The sequence below is a fragment of the Pseudomonas taetrolens genome (assembly GCF_900475285.1).
Taxonomy (GTDB): Bacteria; Pseudomonadota; Gammaproteobacteria; order Pseudomonadales; family Pseudomonadaceae; genus Aquipseudomonas; species Aquipseudomonas taetrolens.
Genome location: NZ_LS483370.1, coordinates 2351398 through 2374003, shown reverse-complemented (window position 1 = coordinate 2374003; position 22606 = coordinate 2351398). Strand labels below are relative to the sequence as shown.

Genomic DNA, 22606 nt, shown 5'->3' with positions numbered 1-22606 from the left:
GCCAGTGATTTGTCACGGCGGAGATTGAGGGCTGTAATCGGCCCACGAGCTTGCTCCAGGCAAGCAGCTATAAAAACAATAACCGTCCTTCAGACGCCGCGAGGCCGACGAAGAGGAGTGCTCAATGAACAGGCCTGTCAAAGCGCTGGGTATTGCCGCGTGCATGACCCTCAGCAGCATCAGTTACGGCGCGCAAACCTTGACCATCGCTACGGTCAACAACAGCGACATGATCCGCATGCAAAAACTCGCGAAGATCTTCGAGAGTGAACATCCCGACATCAAGCTCAACTGGGTGGTACTGGAAGAGAATGTGCTACGGCAACGCTTGACCACTGATATCGCCACCCAGGGCGGCCAATTCGATGTGCTGACCATTGGCATGTACGAAGCTGCACTCTGGGGGGCAAAGGGCTGGTTGGAACCGATGACCGATTTGCCCGCCAGCTACGCGATTGACGATGTATTCCCCGCCGTGCGTGAAGGTTTGTCGGCCAAGGGCACGCTGTATGCGCTGCCGTTTTACGCCGAAAGCTCGATGACCTATTACCGCACCGACCTGTTCAAGGACGCCGGGCTGAGCATGCCCGAGCGCCCGACCTGGGAACAGATCGCCGGGTTCGCCAAGCAACTGCATCATCCCGAAAAAGAGCAGTACGGCATTTGTCTGCGTGGCAAAGCCGGCTGGGGTGAAAATATGGCGTTGATTACCACCATTGCCAATGCCTATGGCGCCCGCTGGTTCAACGAGCAGTGGCAACCCGAGTTCACCGGCCCCGAGTGGAAGAACGCCCTGGACTTCTACGTGCAAACCCTTAAGGACTCCGGCCCGCCGGGCGCCACCAGCAATGGCTTCAACGAAAACCTGGCGCTGTTCAACAGTGGCAAATGTGCGATCTGGGTCGATGCCAGTGTCGCCGGCTCGTTTGTCACCGACAGCCGTCAAAGCAAGGTGGCTGAGCATGTGGGCTTTACCTTTGCGCCTCATCAGGTCACCGACAAGGGCAGTGCCTGGCTGTATTCGTGGGCGCTGGCCATTCCAACCAGTTCCAAAGCCAAGGACGCAGCCAGAACCTTCAGCACCTGGGCCACATCCACCGAATATGCTGCACTGGTCGCTGAAAAAGACGGAGTCGCCAACGTGCCGCCAGGCACCCGCGCGTCAACCTACAGCGACGCTTATCTCAAAGCCGCACCCTTCGCCAAAATCACCCTCGAATCGCTGAAGGTGGCGAACCCGAAAGACCCAAGCCTCAAGCCCGTGCCTTATGTCGGTATTCAGCTGGTGACCATCCCTGAGTTCCAGGCCGTGGGCACACAGGTCGGCAAGTTGTTCAGCGCGGCCCTGATCGGCCAGACCAGCGTCGATCAGGCACTCAGTGCCGCCCAACAAACCACCGAGCGTGAAATGAAACGGGCCGGTTACCCCAAATAACATCAGCCCCTGCAGGAGCAACGCGGCCCAGCTGTTGGGTACGCCCGCTCCTGCTGTCAGATCTGAGCCTATTTCCAGGTACTTACCATGACGACTTCGACTGTTATTGCAGCGAATGACGCCCCGCTGCCGGTGCGCAAATCTCGGCTGTCCAACCCCGGCTGGTTTCTGGTATCGCCTTCAGTGGCGTTACTGCTGCTATGGATGATCGTACCGCTGGGCATGACCCTGTACTTCTCGCTGATTCGCTACAACCTGCTGTACCCCGGTGAAAACCAGTTCGTGGGGCTGGAAAACTTCACCTACTTCATCACCGACTCCGGGTTCCTGCCCGGTGCTACCAATACCCTGTTGCTGGTGGGCAGCGTGCTGCTGATCAGCGTCGTGCTCGGGGTGTTGATCAGTGCCTTGCTGGAAGCCAGTGAATTCATGGGCCGGGGCATTGTGCGGGTGCTGCTGATCTCGCCATTTTTCATCATGCCTACCGTGGGCGCACTGATCTGGAAAAACCTGATCTTTCACCCGGTGTCCGGCGTACTGGCTGCCGTCTGGAAACTGTTCGGCGCCCAACCCGTCGACTGGCTGGCCCATTACCCGCTGCTGTCGATCATCATCATTGTGTCGTGGCAATGGCTGCCCTTCGCCATTTTGATCCTGATGACCGCCATGCAGTCACTGGACCAGGAACAGAAAGAAGCCGCCAGGCTCGACGGTGCCGGGCCCATTGCGATTTTCTGGCACCTGACCCTACCGCATCTGGCACGGCCGATAGCCGTGGTGGTCATGATCGAAACCATCTTTTTGCTGTCGGTGTTCGCCGAGATCTTCACCACCACCAACGGTGGCCCCGGTTACGCCTCCACCAACCTCGCCTACCTGATCTACAACCAGGCACTGGTGCAATTCGACGTGGGCATGGCCTCCGCGGGTGGTTTGATTGCCGTGGTCATCGCCAACATTGCCGCCATCATTCTGGTGCGCATGCTGGGCAAAAACCTGACAGACAAGCCGTGAGGGCCGCGCCATGACACTCAATCAATCTCGTCGCCTGCAAAGCCTGCTGCTCGGCACCCTGGCCTGGGCCATCGCGATCCTGATTTTCTTCCCGATCTTCTGGATGGTGCTGACCAGTTTCAAAACCGAAATCGACGCGTTTGCCACGCCACCGCAGTTCATCTTCACCCCGACCCTGGAAAACTACCTGCACATTGAAGATCGCAGCGGTTATTTCCATTTCGCCTGGAACTCGGTGGTGATCTCATTCACCGCCACCGCACTGTGCATGCTGATTGCGATCCCGGCGGCGTACTCGATGGCGTTCTACGAAACCAAACGCACCAAAGGTACGCTGCTGTGGATGCTCTCCACCAAGATGCTGCCACCGGTGGGCGTGCTGATGCCGATTTATCTGCTGGCCAAGAGCTTTGGCCTGCTCGATACCCGTACGGCATTGATCATCATCTACACCCTGATCAACCTGCCGATCGTGGTCTGGATGATTTACACCTACTTCAAGGACATTCCCCGGGACATCCTTGAAGCCGCGCGGCTGGACGGTGCCAGCCTGTGGCAGGAGATGGTCCGGGTGTTGCTGCCCATCAGCAAGGGCGGGCTGGCATCGACCCTGCTGCTGTCGTTGATCCTGTGCTGGAACGAGGCCTTCTGGTCGCTGAACCTGACGTCTTCCAGCGCCGCGCCATTGACTGCGCTGATCGCCTCGTACTCCAGCCCTGAAGGTTTGTTCTGGGCCAAGTTGTCTGCCGTCTCCACCCTCGCCTGTGCGCCGATCCTGATTTTCGGCTGGATCAGCCAGAAACAACTGGTACGTGGTTTGTCTTTCGGGGCGGTCAAGTAACCCGCGCTCACTTCATGAACACAACGATTGGAGGCCCACCATGGCCAACCTGAAGATCAAGAATTTGCAAAAGGGTTTTGAAGGCTTTTCGATCATCAAAGGGATCGACCTTGAAGTGAATGACCGCGAGTTCGTGGTATTTGTCGGGCCGTCGGGCTGCGGCAAGTCCACGCTGCTGCGGCTGATCGCCGGGCTCGAAGAAGTCAGCGACGGCACCATTGAGCTGGACGGTCGCGACATCACCGAGGTCAGCCCGGCCAAACGCGACCTGGCGATGGTGTTTCAGACTTACGCCTTGTACCCGCACATGAGCGTGCGCAAAAACATGTCGTTTGCCCTCGACCTGGCGGGCGTCCCAAAAGTCGAGATCGAGAAAAAGGTCAACGAAGCGGCGCGGATTCTTGAGCTGGCGCCGCTGCTGGAGCGCAAACCCAAGCATTTGTCCGGCGGACAGCGTCAGCGTGTAGCCATTGGCCGGGCCATTGTACGCAACCCGAAAATTTTCCTGTTCGACGAACCGCTGTCCAACCTCGATGCTGCGCTGCGGGTACAAATGCGCCTGGAACTGGCGCGCCTGCACAAAGAGCTGCAAGCGACGATGATCTACGTGACCCATGACCAGGTAGAAGCCATGACCCTGGCCGACAAGGTGGTGGTGCTCAATGCCGGCAAAGTCGAACAGGTCGGCTCCCCGCTGGAGCTGTATCACCAGCCGGCCAACCTGTTTGTCGCGGGCTTTTCTCGGCACGCCGAAAATGGGTTTCCTCAAAGGCAAGGTCAGCCGCCTCGATACCCTGGGCTGCGAAGTCGAACTGGACGCAGGGACCCGCATTCAACTGCCCCTGAGCGGCGCCTCGCTGAGCCTCGGCAGCGCCGTGACCCTGGGCATTCGTCCCGAGCACCTGAACCTGGCCAGGCCAGGGGACTGCACCCTGGCCGTCACCGCCGATGTTGGTGAGCGCCTGGGCAGCGACACCTTTTGCCATGTGATCACCGCCAGCGGTGAACCCCTGACCCTGCGGATCCGTGGCGACATGGCCAGCCAGTATGGCGAACAGCTGCAATTGCATCTGGACCCTGAACACTGCCATTTATTTGATGCACAAGGACTGGCCATCACCCGTCCACTGCGCGCTGCAGCCTGACGCATACGATCGTTTCCTGAGAGCGAAACCATGAAGTTAAATCGCCATAACCTCGACAACCTGACGGACAAAGTGGCCAAACCCGCCTACCTTGCGCGCGATACCCGCCACGGGATTGCCCACATCGGTGTAGGCGGGTTCCATCGCGCTCACCAGGCGTACTACACCGACGCTCTGCTGAATCAGGGACGCGATCTGGACTGGAGTATCTGCGGAATCGGCCTGCGGCCAGAAGACCGCAAGGTCCGCGATGACCTGGCGGAGCAGGATTATCTCTACACCTTGTTTGAACTGGACGACGGAGACGACAGCCAAAGCCGCATCATTGGCTCGCTCACGGACATGCTGTTGGTGGAGGAAGGGATTCAGAGGGTGATCGACACACTCGCCAGCCCCGGGATTCGTATTGTCTCGCTGACCATCACCGAAGGTGGCTACTGCATCGAAGACAGCAGCGGCGAATTCATGGCTCATCTGCCCACCATCCAGTACGATCTGGCGCACCCGAGGACACCAAGGACGGTATTTGGCGTGCTCTGTGCTGCCCTCGCCCAGCGCCGGGCTTCGGGCACCCCCGCCTTCACCGTAATGTCCTGCGATAACCTGCCACATAACGGTCGCGTGGCGCGCAAAGCCTTGCTCGCCTACGCCGCGTTGAGCGATGCGCACCTGTATGACTGGATTGCAGACCATGTCAGCTTCCCCAACGCCATGGTCGACCGCATCACCCCCATGACCAGCAACGCCCATCGCCTGCAGCTGCACGACCAATTCGGGATCGACGATGCATGGCCGGTGGTGTGCGAGCCATTTGTTCAATGGGTGCTGGAAGACAACTTCGTCAATGGCCGCCCCGCCTGGGAGCTGGTGGGCGTACAGCTGACCGATGACGTTACGCCCTATGAAGAGATGAAAATCAAACTGCTCAATGGCAGTCATCTGGCGCTGACGTACCTGGGTTTCCTCAAAGGCTACCGCTTCGTCCACGAAACCATGAACGACCCGTTGTTTGTGGCGTACATGCGGGCCTACATGGACATCGATGTCACACCGCAACTGGCAGCGGTCCCCGGCATTGACCTCACGGCATATAAAAACACTCTGGTGCAGCGCTTCTCCAATCAGGCGATTGCCGACCAGTTGGAACGGGTATGCTCCGACGGCTCATCGAAGTTCCCCAAATTCACGGTGCCGACCCTCAATCGCCTGATTACTGAAGGCCGCGAATTGAAACGCGCTGCCCTGGTCGTGGCAGCCTGGGCGCTGTACCTCAAAGGGGTGGATGAAAATGGCCAGACCTACGCCATCCCCGACCCCAGGGCCGCGTTCTGTCAGGCGCTGGTGGCCGACGACAGCCTGATCGTTCAGCGCCTGTTGGCAGTCGAAGCCATCTTCGGCACTCTCATTCCGCAATCGGCCGAGTTCGTCGCCGCATTCGAGTGGTGCCTGAACAGCCTGCGCGAAACCGGTGTCAGTGGCACTCTGGAAAAACTGGCGAGCCTGTAACCCGCTCTGCACGCCCCCCCGAGCGGCCCCTTCTCGCGCCAGAAGCGGGTTCGCTGAGGGGGATTTTGATGTTGATTTGAATAAGGCTGACTCCTGATGAGTAACCTGTTCCTCGGTATCGATTGCGGCACTCAGGGCACTAAGGCCCTGGTGCTCGACAGCCAGTCCGGACACGTTCTGGGACTGGGCTCGGCCCCGCACACGTTGATCCAGGGCGATCACGGTCGCCGCGAACAAGAGCCCGAGCAATGGCTGCAAGCCCTGAAGCTGGCCACGGCACAAGCGCTGGCGCAGGCCGGGGTCAGCGGCCAGCAGATCCGCGGCGTAGGGGTTTGCGCCCAGCAGCACGGGCTGGTGCTGCTGGATGAACACGGTGAAGTGCTGCGTCCGGCCAAGCTGTGGTGCGATACCGAGTCCACCCCGCAAAACCGGCAACTGCTGGACTGGCTGGGCGGTGAAGCCGGTTCACTGGAACGCCTGGGGCTGGTGATCGCTCCGGGCTACACCGTGTCCAAGCTGCTCTGGACCCGACAGCAGCATCCCCAGGTATTCGAGCAAGTCGCGCATATCCTGCTGCCCCATGACTATCTCAATTACTGGCTGACCGGCCGTTACTGCAGCGAATACGGCGATGCGTCCGGCACCGGTTATTTCAATGTCCGGACCCGCCAGTGGGACCTCGACATCCTGCGCCATATCGACCCTGCCGGACACCTTGAACGGGCGCTCCCGGGCCTGATCGAAGCCCACGCTGCGGTCGGTACGCTGCGTCCGGAGGTTGCCCGCCTGCTGGATCTGAATCCCGGGGCCGTGGTGTCCAGCGGAGGGGGTGACAATATGCTGGGGGCCATCGGCACCGGCAATATCGAGCCGGGGATCATCACCATGAGCCTGGGCTCCTCGGGAACGCTGTATGCCTTCGAGCCGCAGCCACACGTCAGCCCCGACCCTGCGGTGGCCAGTTTCTGCTCGTCCAGTGGCGGTTGGTTGCCCTTGATCTGTACCCTAAACCTGACCAATGTCACGGGCGCCGTGCGGGAACTGTTCGGGCTGTCGCTGGAGGTCTTCAACCAGTTGGCCAGCCAGGCCCCGATCGGGGCTGAAGGGGTGAGCCTGCTGCCGTTTCTCAATGGTGAACGGGTGCCCCCCTTGCCTGCGGCCACTGGCAGCTTTCAGGGCCTGACACTGGGCAATCTGACTCAGGCCAACCTGTGCCGGGCGACGCTTGAAGGCACTACGTTCGGCTTGCGCTACGGTCTGGACCTGCTGCGTCGCAATGGTTTGCAAAGCCACACCATCCGCCTGGTGGGCGGCGGTTCGAAAAGCCCGTTATGGCGCCAGATGGTGGCGGATATCATGAACACCCCGGTCATCTGCACCGAACAAAGCGAAGCCGCCGCATTGGGCGCGGCGATCCAGGCCGCATGGTGTGTCAGCGGCCAGCCCCTGACGGAACTCAGTCAGCGCTGTGTGCGGCTCGATCCGAGCAGTGAAACCCGGCCCGATGCCAACCATGTCACGGCCTATGAAGCGGCCTATCACCGCTACCGTCAACAGGTCGCGGCCTTAACCGAGTGAGTGCTATGTATCTGGTATGTGGAGAAGCATTGTTTGATTTTTTTGCCCCGGCCAACTGCAACGGCCAAGGCAACCAAGTGGACTTCAAGGCGCTTGCCGGAGGCTCGCCGTTCAATGTGGCAGTGGGTTTGCGTCGGCTGGGGGTCGAGACGGCGCTGTTTGCCGGACTGTCCACCGACTACCTGGGCAGGCGCCTGAAGCAGGTACTGGCCGATGAAGGTGTCAGTGACCGCTACCAGCTGGACGTCGATGCGCCCACGACCCTGGCCATGGTCGCGCTGGACGCCAGCGGCTCACCGGCCTACAGCTTTCGGGGCGAAGGCTGTGCCGACCGGCAACTGCAGCCCCATCACATCCCGGAGCTTGGCCCCGAGGTACGCGGAATCCATGTCGGGTCTTTTTCGTTGGTGGTCCAGCCGATTGCCGATACGTTGCTGGCATTGGTCAAGCGGGAAAGCGGACATCGACTGATCAGCCTCGACCCCAATGTACGCCTCAACCCTGAGCCGGATATCGAGGTGTGGCGCCAGCGGATCAATCAGTTGATCCCTTATGCCGATGTGATCAAGGTCAGCGATGAAGACCTTGAGCTGCTGTACCCGGAGCAGGACCCGCAGCAGATTGCCCGATCCTGGTTAAGCCAGCGTTGCCAACTGGTGTTCTTGACGCAAGGTGCTCAGGGCGTACAGGTGTTCAGCCGGGCGCACGGCCAGTGGTCGGTGGCGGCACAGCCAGTGAAGGTCGCCGACACCGTGGGCGCGGGCGATACCTTTCAGGCGGCGCTGATCGCCTGGCTGACGGAACAGGGCCTGGACTCCATCGACGGTTTGCAACAGCTGAGCAAATCCGGAATAGACGCCCTGCTCGATTTCGCCACCCGCGCCGCAGCGCTCACCTGCAGCAAAACCGGCCCGGATCTGCCCTACCGCCAGCAATTGCTCTAAAGGCACCATAGCTGCCCTGTAGCCTCGGCTGCAGGCAGCGAGGGGTTACGTAGCGACCCTGTTTCTGATATCGCAGCCTGCGGCAGCGGCTACAGGGTTAACGGAGCAGCCTTACCAAATCGACAGGTTGTAGCTGACGATCAGGCGGGTTTCATCGACATCTCGGGCGAATTTCTCGTAGTTGGTGCGGTAGGTCGCGTTACGGAAACGCAGGCTGACATCCTTGAACGTGCCGCTTTGCACGATGTATTTGACCTCGCTGTCACGTTCCCACTCTTTGCCTTCTTCGGCGCTGCCTGCCACTTTGATGTGATCACCGTTCACGTAGCGGGTCATGAAGGACAAGCCGTCAATGCCCATGGCCTTGAAGTCATAGTCGTAACGCAGCTGCCATGAACGCTCCTGGGCGTTGGCAAAGTCGTTGACCTGCAGGTAGTTCACCAGATAAGGGTTGCTGCCATCCAGGTAAGGCATGGACGTGTCGCCGTTCATGCGCTGCCAGCCGGCGCTGACCTTGTGGCCGCCCAAGGAGTAGGCAAGCATGGCGCCCAGCGCGCGGTTATCAATGGCATTGGCCTTGGCCGAGCCGGCGTCATCACTTTTCAGCACGCGTACATCGGCCGAGAGCTTGCCCGGGCCGACCGGGTGACTGGCCAGCAGACCGACGAATTGCTGGCGGTAGATGTCTTCCAGTTCGGCGTAGTGATACTGCGCGGTCAGGTGTTCATTCACCTTGTAGTCCAGGCCATACAGGTTGAACTGATCCGAGGTGATATTGCAGGCATAACGCTTGTTCTTGCAGTTCAGGCGCAGGTCCTGGGAGTCGGTGGAGTCCCGGGCGGTGTAGCGGTCAAGGCGCGAGGCGGTGAACGTCAGGTCCTTGATTTCCCTGGACACCAACAGGGCGCCATTGAACATGTTCGGCAACAAACGACCGTCGTTGTATTTGAGCAGCGGCAGGTCGGGCAGCAACGCGCCGTACTTGAGCACCGTGTCGGACACGCGCATTTTTGCGGTCAGGCCAAACTTGGCGTATTGATCCTTGGAACGACGCGGGTCACTGCCCGTCGAAGGCAGCAGGCCGCTGTTGCTGTCGGCAGGACTGGAGTCCAGTTTCAGGCCGAGCATGCCCAGCGCATCGAGCCCGAACCCGACGGTGCCTTCGGTGTAACCCGATTGCAGGTTGAGGATAAACCCCTGGGCCGTCTCATCGCGCTTGGAGGCGCCTTGCGGACTCGAACTGCTGCCATCCCGGAAGTCGCGATTGAAGTACACCGTACGCGCTTCCAGCTTGGCACTGCTGTCTTCAATAAAGCCGCCAGCCTGTGACTGTGCGGCAAACCCGCCACACATTACCAGCGCACTGAAGTGCGCGATCCGGCGCCGGGACAGCCGCGAAAAAGGAACAACCATGAACAAGCTCCAGCAGCGAATCATTGGCGAATCTAAACCGACTGAAGGTTCGTCCCAGGCTAAACACGCAAGGGCGTACCTTCAGATCAAAAAGGGCCGCAATTGTACGAAAGGCTAAGCTTGTGCCTCATTCGACCTTAGTCGCAGGCAAGCGACGGTCGGTGAAACATCATTGATAACCTTGCAACTGCATCCGGCCTTAAATAGCCTCACGCGTTGATTCACACTCAGGACACCCCCATGAGCGCTGCATTTTCCACCGAATCGTTCGCCACGCTGGCCCAGCGCCTGGACTGGAAACGCAACCCCTTGGGCGAAATGGCGCACTGGCCACAGAGTTTGCGCACCTGCGCGCAAGTGGTCATGAACTCACCCATGCCCATGTTGCTGCTGTGGGGAGCACAACTGACCCAGCTGTATAACGACGGCTTTGCCCGCCTGGCAGGTGACAAGCACCCGGCCGCGTTCGGTCAGAGCGTGCACGAGTGCTGGCCCGAGTACCGCGAGTTCATCGAGCCCATTCTCAAGGACGTGTTCCAGGGCCAAAGCCATACCTATATCGATCAGTATTTCCTGCTCCCGGATCAGCAGCATGCGACCGAGCTATGGCTCGACCTGACCTTCTCCCCGGTGTGCGACGAACAAGGCCGGGTAGCCGGCCTGTTGATGATGGCGGTCAAGACTTCACGGCGCAGGCGCACGGCAATCAAGTTGCGTCAGCGTTCACTTGCCAGCCGCAGGGCCCAGCATGATTCCGAGGAACGCCTGCAACTGGCGCTCACCGCCACCAACGGCCTCGGCACCTGGGACTGGAACATCGACCAGGACCTGTTTGTCACCGACAATCGCTTTGCCCAAATGCATGGCATCGCCCCACAGCTCTCCGGGCAACTGCCCATCAGCGCCTACATGCAGAGCGTCCACCCCGAAGACCGTGCGCTGCTGATCCATGCCATCAAGGGCTGTGTCAGCCGCAATGCCGAGTTCTCTCACGAATACCGCCTCCTGGGGGCCGATAACCGGCTGCGCTGGATTTTCGCCCACGGGCGTTGCTTCTCGGCCCAGGACGGTCGGGCTCAGCGTTTCATGGGGGCGGCGCTGGACATTACCGAACGCAAAAAAACCGAACAGGCCTTGTTACACCTCAACGAAACCCTGGAAGAGCGTGTCGCTGAGCGCACCCAGGCACTGGCCGAAGCCAACCAGCAGTTGCAGTGCGAAATGCTCGAGCGCGAACGCGCCGAAGACGCTCTGCGCCATGCCCAGAAGATGGAGGCCGTGGGCCAGTTGACCGGGGGCATTGCCCATGATTTCAACAACATGTTGACGGGCATCATCGGCAGCCTCGACCTGATGAAACGCTATATCGCCGCCGGGCGCAGCGCCGAGGTGGGCCGTTTTACCGATGCGGCGGTCTCTTCCGCGCAACGGGCGGCCGCCCTGACCCACCGTTTACTGGCGTTCTCCCGGCGTCAGTCACTGGATCGCAAGCCGCTGGACCCTAATCACCTGGTGAGTTCCCTGGAGGAGCTGTTCAGGCGCACCAAGGGCGCGCACATCGAACTGTGCGTTGAACTGGGCAAGGACATCTGGACCGTCAACACCGATACCAGCCAGCTGGAAAGCGCCCTGCTCAACCTGATCATCAACGCCCGGGATGCCATGCCCGAAGGCGGAAAACTGGTGGTCCGAACCGAAAACAGCTACCTCGACGGCAGTGATATCAGCACCCTGGAACCGGTCAGGGCCGGTGACTACGTGATGCTGGAGGTGCGGGACAATGGCGCGGGCATGACCCCGCAAATCCTGGCTAAAGCCTTTGACCCCTTTTTCACCACCAAGCCCATCGGCCAGGGCACCGGCCTGGGGCTGTCAATGATTTACGGGTTTGCCCAGCAGTCCGGCGGGCATGTCAGCATCAGCAGTGAAAGCGGCAGAGGTACCTGCGTGCGACTGTACCTGCCGCGGCATCACAGCCTGGAGCAAGTGGCGCGCAAACCTTCCCCCAGCGTGGATGCCCCGTGCGCCATTGCCGGCGAATGTGTGTTGCTGGTCGAGGATGACCCGACGGTTCGGGCCCTGGTGCTCAATGTGCTCGATGAGCTGGGTTATACCGCGCATCAGGCGGGCGATGCGAAAACCGCCTTGCCGTTGCTGGAGTCTTCGCTGCGTATCGACTTGCTGGTGACGGACGTGGGCCTGCCGGGCATGAACGGTCGGCAACTGGCCGAAATCGCTCGTCAGCATCGTCCGGGGCTGAGCGTGTTGTTCATGACCGGCTACACCGAAAATGCCGCTGAGCGACAGGGGTTTCTGGATGACGGCATGGACATGATCGGCAAGCCGTTTTCCATCGAAAGACTGGCCACCATGATTCGCAACATGATCACAGTCAAAACTCAGGCATAATCCGCGCCCTCGCACTGCGCCCCACAGTTCCAAGGTAAAGGTCCCATGAAAGCTCAAGCGCGCCATATTCTGGTGAAAACCGCCGAAGAAGCCGAATCACTCAAGCAACGCATCGCCAAGGGCGAAGCCTTCGATGTGCTGGCCAAAAAATTCTCCACCTGCCCTTCGGGCAAGCGCGGAGGCGATCTGGGTGAAGTACGCCCGGGTCAGATGGTTGGCGTGATCGATCAGATCATCTTCAAAAAACCGCTGCGGGTGGTACACGGCCCGATCAAAAGCAAGTTTGGTTATCACCTGGTTCAAGTGTTCTACCGCGACTGACCGGCTGCCAGGAACCGGAAGCCGCCGTAAATCCTTGTGTACATATCCGTTGGACGCGGCCTCGCTTCGCTCGACCGCTGCTACAGATGGTGGGGGCTCCTTGTAGCAGCGGTCGAGTAGCACGAGGCCGCGTCCGGCGGCGCAGCCGTCGTAAAACCGGGTGTACATGTCCGTTGGACGCGGCCTCGCTTCGCTCGACCGCTGCTACGGATTTGGGGCGGTTCCTGGGTCAGAACTCGATGTCCAGGCGTTCCACGACGTTGAACTGTTCATCGACCAGGCAGCCGGTGCGCCATTTGTCGAAGGTCAGGCAAGGGTGCGATGTGCCAAAGCTGATGACGTCGCCAATCTGCAGCTCACAGCCCGGAGCGAGGGTCATGAAGGCATGCTGATCCATCACCGCCGTTACCGTACAGCCGCTGACATCATCGCCCACCGCAGGCAGCACGCCTTCACGGTAGCGTTTTAGCGGTATGGGCAGACCGGCATCGTAGGCCACGTCGCGCTTGCCCATGGCGATGACGGCAAACCCCGGCTCAGGCAGCGATTGCACCTGGGCCCAGACTTCCAGGGCCGGACGCAGGCCTTCGTGCAAGTCCGTGCGTCGATCCAGCACGCAACACTGCGCTGCTTTGTAAATGCCATGGTCGTGAACCACGTAACTGCCCGGGCGCAATACGCTCAAAAACCGCCCGCTGGCCGCTTCGGCTTCGAACGCCTCGGCAATCAGGTCGTACCAGGCCGACCCCGAGGCCGTCACAATCGGCCTGTCCCGCTCAAACGCGCCGTCGCGTTGCAATTCAAGCGCCAGGCGAACCAGCGAAGCTGCAAACTCGCGAATCCCGTCAACCGCCCGCTCACCGTGGATTACCCCTTCGTAGCCTTCAATACCGGTCAGGGCCAGGGCCGGGTGCGCCTTGATCGCCAGGGCCAGGTCTCGCACCTGTTGTTCGGTTCGGCAGCCACAACGTCCACCAGGCACACCGTATTCGATCATCACGTTCAGGCGCTGGCCGCGCCCGGCAAAAAACGCCCCCAACGCGGCGACGTTGTCCGGGTGATCGACCATGCAGTAGAACTCGAAGCCGGGGTCGGTCTGCAACTCGGCAATCAGCGCCATATTGGCTTGCCCTACCAACTGATTGGCCATCAATACCCGACGCACACCGCCCGCGTAGGCCGCACGGGTTTGCACAGCGGTGGCCAGCGTCATGCCCCAGGCGCCCTGCGCCAATTGACGGCGAAACAGCGCCGGGGCCATGCTGGTTTTGCCATGGGGCGCCAACTGCGCACCGCTGCGGGTGGCGAAGGCCTGCATCCAGGCGATATTGTGTTCAAGCGGCTCCCGATGAATCACCAGCGCGGGCAGGCTCACATCCCGCAGCAGGTTATCGGCGGGGTTCGCGGCACCCTTCTGTACCAGGGCGTTGTTCAACGTCATCGCCACACTCCTCTCCTTTTGACCCGCACGGGTCGTGACAGCGGTTTAGCCCTTGGCTTTGTAGGCGATACAGTCGATCTCGACCTTGCAGTCGACCATCATCATGGCCTGAACACAGGCACGGGCCGGGGCGTGCTCACTTTTGAAGTACGAGGCAAAAACCTTGTTGAAGCTCCAGAAATCCCGCGGGTCTTGCAGCCACACGCCGGCGCGGACCACGTCTTCAAGGCCGTAACCGGCTTCTTCGAGGATCGCGATCAGGTTTTGCATGGTTTTGTGGGTTTGCTCGACGATACCACCGTTGATGATTTCGCCATTTTCCATCGCCACCTGACCCGAAACATGCAGCCAGCCATCGGCTTCGACCGCACGGGCGAATGGCAAGGGTTGGCCACCAGCGCCGACGGCACCGGTACCGAAACGTTTGATACTCATAGGAAAGTCTCCATGCTGAACAGATACAGGTCAGGCAGTGTGACACAACCCGGTTCTTTCAACCCAGGTGCCACCAGCGTGGCAACAGCTGTTGCACCTTGCTTTCGGCAAAGCGGTCATCGATCAAGAACAGCGTGCCTTGATCGGTCTGTGTGCGGATCACCCTGCCCGCAGCCTGCACCACTTTTTGCACGCCTGGGTACAGGTAGGTGTAGTCATATCCGGCACCAAACAGCTCAGCCATCCGCAGCTTGATCTGCTCGTTGACCGGGTTGAACTGCGCCAGTCCAAGTGTGGCGACAAAGGCCCCGATCAAGCGTGCGCCGGGCAAGTCGATACCCTCGCCAAAGGCACCACCCAGCACGGCAAAGCCGATGCCCTGGCTCGACATCGTGAAGCGGTCGAGAAACTCCTGGCGTGCGGCTTCGTCCATACGCCGCGATTGTAGCCACTGGGTGATCTGCGGATGCTCCTCGGCAAGCCGCCCGGCGACTTGCTGCAGGTAGTCAAAACTGCTGAAAAACGCCAGGTAATTGCCTGGTCGTTGCTCGAACTGGCGGGCCATCAGTTCCACGATCGGCCCCAACGAGGCCTGGCGGTGAGCAAAGCGGGTGGAGATCCGGCTGGCCACATGCACGCTCAGCTGCCGGGCCTGAAACGGCGACTCGACATCGATCCAGACCGCGTCCGTCGGCAGCCCCAGCAGGTTGGTGTAATAAGTGCGGGGGCTGAGCGTGGCCGAAAACAGCACGTTGCTCTGTGCACACGCCAGGCGCGGCCCGATAAACCCGGCGGGGACAATATTGCGCAGGTTGAGGCAGGATATGCGCCGCTTGCCGGATTCGCGCAGACTGACGTCGAATAAATAGTGCTGATCGAACAACTCGGCCACCCGGCTGAACTGCAGGGCCTCGAAGTAGAACGCTTGCAGGTCAACGCTCAGCCCCTGCGGATGATCGTTGAGGTAGTCACCGATGGCGGTGATGCAGGCGGTCAGCGCATTCAGCCATTTACCCGGCAGCTGCGGGTGAACGTCATAAGGTCCGATTTGCGCCTTGTGCAGGGCGTTCCACTCGCGGTTCAGGCGCTTGAGCGGTTTGTCGAGGGCAGCAGGCGCTGAATGACGCAGGCTGCTCAGGCTGTGCTGGTCAAGGCTCGCGCTGTACATCTGGCGTGCACGTTCGACCAGGTTGTGGGCTTCGTCCACCAGCGTCGCGAGCCGCCACTGGTTGGCCTGGGCGAGCCCAAAAAGCAAGGCACTGAAGTCGAAGTAGTAGTTGTAATCGGCAATCACCACGTCAGCCCAGCGGGCCATTTCCTGGCTCAGGTAATAGGGACAAACCTGATGCGCCAACGCAACCGCCCGCAGGGTTTGCTGGTCGAGGGGCGACTGCACAATCGCGGCCTGACGCGCCGCGGGCAAGCGGTCGTAAAAGCCTTTGGCCAGTGAGCAGCTGTCACCATGACAGGCGTTTTGCGGGTACTCACAGGCCTTGTCCCGTGCCACCAGCTCCAGCACCCGCAACGACACCGCCGGGCTGCGCGGATAGAGCACCTGCACCGCATCCAGCGCCAGTTTTCGGCCGGGGGTCTTGGCCGTCAGAAACAGGACTTTATCCAGTGCCTGAGCTGGCATGGCCTTGAGCATCGGAAACAGGGTGCCGACGGTTTTGCCAATCCCGGTGGGCGCCTGGGCCACCAGGCAACGGCCGGTGCTGGCGGTCTTGTACACCGCTTCGGCCAGTGCCCGTTGCCCGATGCGAAATTGCACATGGGGGAACATCAGCGTACGTGCGGCCTGATCCCGGCCTTCGCGGTGAGCCATCTCCTGCTCGGCCCATGCCAGAAACAACGCGCATTGCTGATTAAAAAAATGCTGCAAGTCGGTGGCCGCCCAGACCTCCTGCACCCGGGTTTCCTGCTCAGTGGCGATATCGAAGTACACCAGTGCCAGATTCACTTCTGGCAATTGCAAGCGTTGGCACAACAACCAGCCGTAGATCCTGGCCTGCGCCCAGTGCAATTGCCGATGATTGGCCGGGATGGCGGAGAAGTCGCCCCGGTAGGTTTTCACCTCTTCGAGCACATTGCCGGCCGGGTCGTAGCCGTCTGCCCGACCGCGCACCGTCAGGCCGGCATACTGCCCTTCCAGGCTCAACTCCGGCAGATACCCTGCACTGCGTCGCGAAGCCACCGTGCGGTGTCCGACAATACCTTGCTGTGCAGTGGGCGAAGGGGTGAAGCGCAGGTCCAGATCACCGGCCTTGGCCGTGAACTCACACAGGGCGCGCACTGCAATGCGATAGGTCACGCGTCCGGCTCCTGCCATTGCACGTAACACACTGTCACGGGCATTTGATGCTGCTCGCAGAACGCCAGCCAGCGCAGCTGGTTGTCTTGCAGGCGATCACCCGGGCCTTTGACCTCGATCATGCGGTAGGTGTTTTGCGCCGGCCAAAACTGGATCAGGTCCGGCATGCCGGTGCGGTTGGCTTTAATGTCTTGCAGCAAACGCCGGAACCACAGGTTCAAATGCGCAGGCGGCAGGCACAGCAGCGCTTCTTCGAGCAGCGACTCGCTGAGATAACTCCAGGCGACAAAAGGCGACTGCACCCCGTACCGGCTGGCATACACCGCGCGAATGGTGGTCTGGTAGCGCCCGTCTTCCAGCTGCGCCAGGCAGTCTTCGAAGATAGCGGCCCGGCGCTGATAGAAATCGTCTTCCAGCAAATCAGCCGGCCCGCTCTGGTACGGGTGGAAAAACGCCCCGGGCAGCGCGGCAAAAATCGCAGGCCAGCACAACAAACCGAACAGCCCGTTGATCAGGGTGTTTTCAACGTAATGCACGGGCGCTTCAGCACGATGCAGGTGCGCAACCACCTTGAGTTCGACCGGGGTCGACTCTTCGCGGGCTAGCGTCAGCTCCAGGCGCTCGGGCGGTCTGGCCCGGGGCCTCGCGAGCGCAGCCAGACCGACCTTGCGCCGCAGCCGCGGAATGCTGCGCAACAACTGCTGATGCTCGGCGTCGGCAAGCGGGGCCTGTTCGGCAGCCTCGGCCAGTGCCAGGGCCTGGGTGCAATCGCCCAGCAACTCCAATACCCGGATCACCCGCAACCGTGCTTCGGGATACTGGCTCTGTCGGTACACGTTCAGGGCCTGGCTCAACTCCCCTGCCCGTTCAAGGTGCTGGCCCAGCTGAAACAGCAGGCGCGCCCGACGTCGTTGCAGCCAGCGGTTATCTGCCGCGTAGTCAAGCACCTGCTGCAGCACTTCGCCCACCTCGGCACCGGCCTCGAACTGCTCGCGGCAAGCATACAGATGCAGATAGCCGTCAATGTCCGCCCGACAACGCAAGGCACGTGATTGCGGGTTGAAATCCACTTTTTCGTAGGTGAACAGCCCCAGATCTGCCAGCACCAGATCTGACCAGCTCTGGCTGAGGTTGCCAAAAAACATCAGCCGCAGACGATCGCCCAGCGCCCTGTTGTTCAGGGTGTAAAGCACGTCACTCAATGCAGGGTGCCAATCGGCGAAGCTTTGCGGCTGGGGGAAATCGCCGGCAAGGCCGTCCAGCCACGCTGATTTCCTGGCCTTGGGCAACACGATATTCGCGCCAAAGCGGGTCAGAATTTCAGGCTTTTGCAAGACATCGAACAGCTCGGCCAGGGTTAACGGCGCCCGGTCATCGATCCAGCCTTGCGCCACCAGAGGCGCAGCGGCCTGCAGCGGATCACCGATTTCCGGGTAATTGAGCTTGCTGGCCCTGAAATGCCGGCCCTTGCGCATCAGCATACGGACCCACAGCGCTTGCGAGGGCCCGGGCAACCGGGCAAAACCGCTGATGAACTGCTGCTCCTCGACACTCAAGACATCGTCATAGCGAGCAGCGATCCAGTCGAGCACGTGCTGGAAGTTTTTCAGGTAATAAAACGGGTCTTCAAGGGGATTGGAAATCACAAGCAGAACAAACCATCGGTATCGGACACTGGATATGCGTACAGATAGCAGTTAGCCCACTGCCCTGGCAAATCTTATTGGATGAGCGGTTCGCCCGCGCCAGTGCACGGCATTCGCCACAAGCACACGGCAACCTGCTACACCTGACCTGCAAGCCTGGCCTGCGGCGCAGGTTTGCAGGGATCGTAGGCCCACAAGGTGCCTATCAGGGAACTGTCACGATCGAAGTCGATGTCCGACATCTGGTACAGCGCCTGAAGCGACACCAACGGCAGCCCGCTGACCGCTTCGAGCCATGACGCCAGATCCGCCTGAGAGGCCGTCGCCTGATCCATCAATACCTGCCGCAGCTCGATGATCGAATGCAGCTTGTCCGGGTAGCGATGCTTCAAGAAGGTTTCAAGGCCACGGCCCTTATTCACAAAGGGGGAATAGATAAAACAGCCCAACTGCTCATCGTTGACACCGTGCAACTGTCCCAGGTAACGGGTTGCCAGCCCCCGCAATTTGTCGATCCTTTTCGGTGTATTAAAAGCCGCTGCCAATTGCTGTATCAACTGACCTTTGTAGCCGCTGCGGGCTTTGTATTTTGACGCGATACCTTGCCAGAACGCGTCCACTCCTGCGCTGTAGTCCAGCCCCTGCCGATAGGCACCCTGCAAGCCGTTCAAGTGCGCATTGACTAACACCGCGGCGGTCAAAGGCTCTTCGATATCCAGCGAGGGGGTACTCCTTGTCCCCTCCATGAACAACAGCACCTGAGACTGAACGATGTCCATGTCCCGTGACAGGCAATCAAACACGTTGATGATACTGATGTCATTGCTGCTGCAGATCACCGAGGCCAACGGCGCGGAAGACGCTGACAGGCGCAGCAGTTGCCGGTAATCCTCATGCAGCCGCGAACACAATTTGACGGCCGTTTCGAAGCTTTCCCGATGCGTACCATTCAGCGCATAGCCCTGCCGGAAGGCCACCCTGCGTATCCAGGCCGAGTATTGATCCAGGCAAGCCGGTGGACGACGGTCAATCAACGCATTCACCGCGCCACCCCACGTGCAGGCACTGCGGTACAAGGTGGCTCGCGACAACAGATCGGTATAAAAGAACGTGGCCCGGGCATCACCCCGGGTCAGATGCCCCGACATCAGCACCTGGGTGCGGTCAAGAAACGACGACCGTTGCGCAACCGGTAGCGGCTTATGCTGGCGGCTAATCCCCTCGTCATTCACCAGCAGTAACTCCACACGCGGGTCATCGTACATAAACAGTTCGGCGCACTGAGTCTGAATACGCGCCATGACATTGGCCGTCACCCGTGGCTGGCATAACACCGCGACACGCAAGACAAATGTATCGGGAGAGCGCCCGGCAATACTGAGTTGAGCGGCGCGCAAAAATGCCAGGGTGTAGGCGCATTCTTTACCGCCTTCATGCACGAGCAGTACCCGGAAATGCGCGATGCGCTCAATGCCCCCGGCGGCCACTAATAAACGCTGAATCAACAGTTGCAACGCGATGCGTTCGGGGCGACTGAAAAAACCCAGTAGCCGGTGCAGCACTTGCTGATAAACAAAACTCATGGCTTGTTCATGGAAGTTGCTCATGGGGAATCCCTCCGGTTCGAGCGAGGTATTATCAGCAGCGCTTTTTTACACGCCACAGTTACCGTTACTCTTTGGCCCATAACAGACGGGGCTTACACGCTCACAAGAGAAATCCTACAAAAACACACTCAATAAAATACCAAACGTAATTAACGCCATTCGTATGGATGCCGCTCATAGCTTGAGCTTTCTTGATCCGTTCACACTGCAGGGCGACGTATGGGCCCCTGTCGACGCGGTCAAATCAGGCCCATGCAAAAACGCCCCTGAACAGAGCGTTCAGAGGCGTGTTTAACATCGGTCAGTCATGTTTACTGCAGCGGCATCAGGTCGGGGACAATTGCAGCGCCACGCGTCCACGGCACGGGCAGCTGTCCATGTAGCGGTGCGCTTCGACAAACGCCTCAAACGGGAACACCCGCACTTCCAGAGGCAACAGCACACGATCAGCCGTCAGCTGGTTGATCTCGCGCAGGGCACGCTGCATTGCTTCTTCGTCCTGGGCAATCCCCAGCTCCGGCTTGCCGGTGAAGTTGCCAATGCAGTGCACAAAGAACTGGATGTTCTTCTGGAAGGCTGCACACGCAGGAAACGGCGTTTGATTACCGCCCTGCAAGCCGTACAGCACCAGGCTGCCACGGGGGGCCAGGACGTCACCGAGCACTGACATCTGCGGGCCACCAAGGCCGTCAAGCACGATATCCACGCCTTTGTTCTGGGTGATCTTGTTGACCTGCATCAGCAAGTCCTGTTCCTCGGTCACGATCACCTTGTCAGCCCCCAGGGCCAGCAGGCAGTCGCGCTCTTCAGGGTCTTTGGTCGCGGCAATGACCGTGGCGCCCAAGGCCTTGCCCAGCTGTACAAATGAGGGCCCGGCACAGTGACTGGCATCGGTGATCAGCACCGTTTGCCCCGGTTTGAGCCGCGCCAGGTCGACATACGCAAAGTAGGCCATCAACAACGGTGTGTAGTGCACGCTGGCTTCAACCGGCGTCAGCACATCCGGGTAACGAGTGAGGACAGAGCGCGGCATCACGATCATCTCACCGTAGGTGGGGTAATCGTTGGCACTTTGACCGGGGAAGCTGGCAACCTTGTCACCGACGGCAAGGTCATGCACGCCTTCCCCGAGCGCAGTCACAATGCCGGCCATTTCATGGCCGATACCCGCTGGCAGCCGCGCCTGGCTAGGGGCAAGGTTCTGCCGCCACAGCACGTCATACCAGCTGATACCAATGGATTCGACACGCACCTGCACCTCGCCGGGCGCAGGCGCAGCGACCTCGTGCTCTTCGCACTGGAGCACCTCGGCCGGGCCAAACTTGTGAAAACGGATCGTGCGCGACATCGCAAACCTCGCCAAATTAATCGCTAATACCACGGGACTTTATCCGGGCTTTGTGTACAAGACTAACAGACAGCATTAATAGTCGACATGCCTGACATTGATCCTTCGGCAGATTGATTGCTGAATCGTCTCGCCCGCTGACGTAAGAAAGCTAATCTACCGAGTGACGATTAATCTGCTTTGCCAGTAAGATCCATTACCTCACTACAGCTGACCCGCCTGTGATGCCTGCCAGATGAATCGTAACGACTTGCGCCGCGTCGATCTGAATTTGCTGATCGTCTTTGAAACCCTGATGCATGAACGCAGTGTGACCCGTGCCGCCGAGAAGCTGTTTCTCGGGCAGCCGGCCATCAGTGCTGCACTGTCACGCCTGCGCAATTTGTTCGACGACCCTCTGTTCGTGCGTACGGGTCGCAGCATGGAGCCCACGGCCCGGGCTATTGAAATCTTTGCACTGTTGTCGCCCGCGCTGGATTCGATTTCCACCGCAGTGAGCCGTGCTGCCGAGTTCAACCCGGCCACCAGCACCTCGGTGTTTCGCATCGGTTTGTCGGACGACGTTGAATTTGCCTTGCTGCCCATGTTGCTCAAGCGCTTGCGCGCAGAAGCACCGGGTATCGTGCTGGTGGTGCGCCGGGTCAACTACATCCTGATGCCACCGTTGCTGGCCTCTGGCGAGATTTCGGTGGGCGTCAGCTACACCAGCGACCTGCCGGCCAACGCCAAGCGCAAAGTATTGCGCCGCAGCAAACCCAAACTGCTACGTGCCGACACCATGCCCGGCCCGCTGAGCCTGGATGACTTCTGCGCCCGCCCCCATGCCCTGGTGTCGTTTGCCGGGGACCTGAGCGGCTTTATCGACACCCAGCTGGAAACCCTCGGGCGCAAGCGTCATGTGGTACTCGCCGTGCCTCAGTTCAATGGCTTGAGCACCCTGCTGGCCGGCACCGACATCATCGCCACCGTCCCCGACTACACCGCCGAAGCCCTCACCGCCGCCGGCGGCGTACGGGCCGAAGACCCGCCGCTGGACGTCAACAGCTTTGAACTGCACATGGCCTGGCGCGGCGCCCAGGACAATGACCCCGGCGAACGCTGGCTGCGCTCGCGGATCCAGATGTTCTTCGGCGATCCTGACAGTCTTTAGGGATCGTCTGGCAGGCTGTTTAGCTGAGCATTTCTGGCTTTCCACAACCATGGAGCTCCATC

At 60.2% G+C, this 22606-nt stretch carries 16 protein-coding genes and 1 pseudogene; 10 read left to right on the top strand and 7 right to left on the bottom strand.

What is annotated here, in order from left to right; translation table 11 throughout:
• The first annotated feature begins 124 nt into the window (after positions 1 to 124).
• The 7 genes and pseudogenes from DQN55_RS10875 to DQN55_RS10845 all read left to right on the top strand — a co-directional run bounded on the left by DQN55_RS10875 (position 125) and on the right by DQN55_RS10845 (position 8463).
• Positions 125 to 1435 carry an ABC transporter substrate-binding protein gene (locus DQN55_RS10875; RefSeq protein WP_048380032.1) on the top strand — a complete coding sequence of 437 codons (1311 nt, stop codon included), beginning with the start codon at positions 125 to 127 and terminating at the stop codon, positions 1433 to 1435.
• Between the two features lie 87 nt (positions 1436 to 1522).
• A complete protein-coding gene (locus tag DQN55_RS10870; RefSeq protein ID WP_048380033.1) occupies positions 1523 to 2449 on the top strand; it encodes a carbohydrate ABC transporter permease in 927 nt (308 codons plus the stop codon).
• Between the two features lie 10 nt (positions 2450 to 2459).
• Positions 2460 to 3290, top strand: coding sequence for a carbohydrate ABC transporter permease (locus tag DQN55_RS10865; protein ID WP_048380035.1), 831 nt, complete (start codon positions 2460 to 2462; stop codon positions 3288 to 3290).
• 40 nt (positions 3291 to 3330) lie between these two features.
• A pseudogene (locus DQN55_RS10860) lies at positions 3331 to 4435 on the top strand (ABC transporter ATP-binding protein).
• Positions 4436 to 4465: 30 nt separating this feature from the next.
• Positions 4466 to 5941: a mannitol dehydrogenase family protein gene (locus tag DQN55_RS10855; RefSeq protein ID WP_048380039.1), complete on the top strand. Its 1476-nt coding sequence runs from the start codon at positions 4466 to 4468 to the stop codon at positions 5939 to 5941.
• Between the two features lie 96 nt (positions 5942 to 6037).
• A complete protein-coding gene (xylB, locus tag DQN55_RS10850) occupies positions 6038 to 7519 on the top strand; it encodes a xylulokinase (RefSeq protein ID WP_048380042.1) in 1482 nt (493 codons plus the stop codon).
• Between the two features lie 5 nt (positions 7520 to 7524).
• Complete coding sequence (locus DQN55_RS10845; protein WP_048380044.1) at positions 7525 to 8463, top strand: carbohydrate kinase family protein; 939 nt, start codon at positions 7525 to 7527, stop codon at positions 8461 to 8463.
• A 111-nt stretch (positions 8464 to 8574) separates the two neighbouring features.
• Here DQN55_RS10845 and DQN55_RS10840 read toward each other — a convergent pair whose 3' ends face one another.
• Entirely contained in the window at positions 8575 to 9876 is a 1302-nt protein-coding gene (locus tag DQN55_RS10840; RefSeq protein ID WP_048380046.1) for an OprD family porin, read from the bottom strand.
• 240 nt (positions 9877 to 10116) lie between these two features.
• Here DQN55_RS10840 and DQN55_RS10835 point away from each other — a divergent pair, with 240 nt between their 5' ends.
• A complete protein-coding gene (locus tag DQN55_RS10835) occupies positions 10117 to 12285 on the top strand; it encodes an ATP-binding protein (RefSeq protein ID WP_048380048.1) in 2169 nt (722 codons plus the stop codon).
• Between the two features lie 45 nt (positions 12286 to 12330).
• On the top strand, positions 12331 to 12606 hold the full coding sequence (locus tag DQN55_RS10830; RefSeq protein ID WP_003445327.1) for a peptidylprolyl isomerase: 276 nt from the start codon (positions 12331 to 12333) through the stop codon (positions 12604 to 12606).
• Positions 12607 to 12835: 229 nt separating this feature from the next.
• On the opposite strand, the gene DQN55_RS10825 is transcribed toward DQN55_RS10830, so the two are convergent.
• From DQN55_RS10825 to DQN55_RS10800, 6 genes are all read right to left on the bottom strand, one after another.
• Positions 12836 to 14047, bottom strand: a complete 1212-nt coding sequence (locus tag DQN55_RS10825) for an amino acid deaminase (RefSeq protein ID WP_048380050.1) — start codon at positions 14045 to 14047, stop codon at positions 12836 to 12838.
• A 45-nt stretch (positions 14048 to 14092) separates the two neighbouring features.
• The gene (locus tag DQN55_RS10820) at positions 14093 to 14482 is read right to left on the bottom strand and encodes a RidA family protein (protein ID WP_048380052.1); all 390 of its coding nucleotides are present in this window, start codon (positions 14480 to 14482) and stop codon (positions 14093 to 14095) included.
• A gap of 58 nt (positions 14483 to 14540) precedes the next feature.
• Positions 14541 to 16793: an ATP-dependent DNA helicase gene (locus DQN55_RS10815; protein ID WP_048380054.1), complete on the bottom strand. Its 2253-nt coding sequence runs from the start codon at positions 16791 to 16793 to the stop codon at positions 14541 to 14543.
• Positions 16790 to 18439 (bottom strand): VRR-NUC domain-containing protein, encoded by a 1650-nt coding sequence (locus DQN55_RS10810; RefSeq protein ID WP_048380056.1) that lies wholly within the window; start codon positions 18437 to 18439, stop codon positions 16790 to 16792. The genes DQN55_RS10815 and DQN55_RS10810 overlap by 4 nt, the downstream gene beginning before the upstream one ends.
• Positions 18440 to 18576: 137 nt before the next feature.
• Complete coding sequence (locus DQN55_RS10805; RefSeq protein ID WP_053070901.1) at positions 18577 to 20046, bottom strand: hypothetical protein; 1470 nt, start codon at positions 20044 to 20046, stop codon at positions 18577 to 18579.
• A 325-nt stretch (positions 20047 to 20371) separates the two neighbouring features.
• A complete protein-coding gene (locus tag DQN55_RS10800; protein ID WP_048380059.1) occupies positions 20372 to 21394 on the bottom strand; it encodes a zinc-dependent alcohol dehydrogenase family protein in 1023 nt (340 codons plus the stop codon).
• A gap of 235 nt (positions 21395 to 21629) precedes the next feature.
• On the opposite strand from DQN55_RS10800, the gene DQN55_RS10795 reads away from it, so the two are divergent.
• Entirely contained in the window at positions 21630 to 22544 is a 915-nt protein-coding gene (locus DQN55_RS10795) for a LysR family transcriptional regulator (protein WP_048380061.1), read from the top strand.
• Positions 22545 to 22606: the final 62 nt, after the last annotated feature.

Bases quoted from the DNA above. Each gene is read 5' to 3' on its own strand.
- DQN55_RS10800 (WP_048380059.1), bottom strand. From the start codon at position 21,394: ATGTCGCGCACGATCCGTTTTCACAAGTTTGGCCCGGCCGAGGTGCTC.
- DQN55_RS10855 (WP_048380039.1), top strand. From the start codon at position 4,466: ATGAAGTTAAATCGCCATAACCTCGACAACCTGACGGACAAAGTGGCC.
- DQN55_RS10870 (WP_048380033.1), top strand. From the start codon at position 1,523: ATGACGACTTCGACTGTTATTGCAGCGAATGACGCCCCGCTGCCGGTG.
- DQN55_RS10835 (WP_048380048.1), top strand. From the start codon at position 10,117: ATGAGCGCTGCATTTTCCACCGAATCGTTCGCCACGCTGGCCCAGCGC.
- DQN55_RS10830 (WP_003445327.1), top strand. From the start codon at position 12,331: ATGAAAGCTCAAGCGCGCCATATTCTGGTGAAAACCGCCGAAGAAGCC.
- DQN55_RS10825 (WP_048380050.1), bottom strand. From the start codon at position 14,047: ATGACGTTGAACAACGCCCTGGTACAGAAGGGTGCCGCGAACCCCGCC.
- DQN55_RS10820 (WP_048380052.1), bottom strand. From the start codon at position 14,482: ATGAGTATCAAACGTTTCGGTACCGGTGCCGTCGGCGCTGGTGGCCAA.
- DQN55_RS10845 (WP_048380044.1), top strand. From the start codon at position 7,525: ATGTATCTGGTATGTGGAGAAGCATTGTTTGATTTTTTTGCCCCGGCC.
- DQN55_RS10795 (WP_048380061.1), top strand. From the start codon at position 21,630: ATGAATCGTAACGACTTGCGCCGCGTCGATCTGAATTTGCTGATCGTC.
- DQN55_RS10805 (WP_053070901.1), bottom strand. From the start codon at position 20,046: ATGAGCAACTTCCATGAACAAGCCATGAGTTTTGTTTATCAGCAAGTG.
- DQN55_RS10875 (WP_048380032.1), top strand. From the start codon at position 125: ATGAACAGGCCTGTCAAAGCGCTGGGTATTGCCGCGTGCATGACCCTC.
- xylB (WP_048380042.1), top strand. From the start codon at position 6,038: ATGAGTAACCTGTTCCTCGGTATCGATTGCGGCACTCAGGGCACTAAG.
- DQN55_RS10840 (WP_048380046.1), bottom strand. From the start codon at position 9,876: ATGGTTGTTCCTTTTTCGCGGCTGTCCCGGCGCCGGATCGCGCACTTC.
- DQN55_RS10865 (WP_048380035.1), top strand. From the start codon at position 2,460: ATGACACTCAATCAATCTCGTCGCCTGCAAAGCCTGCTGCTCGGCACC.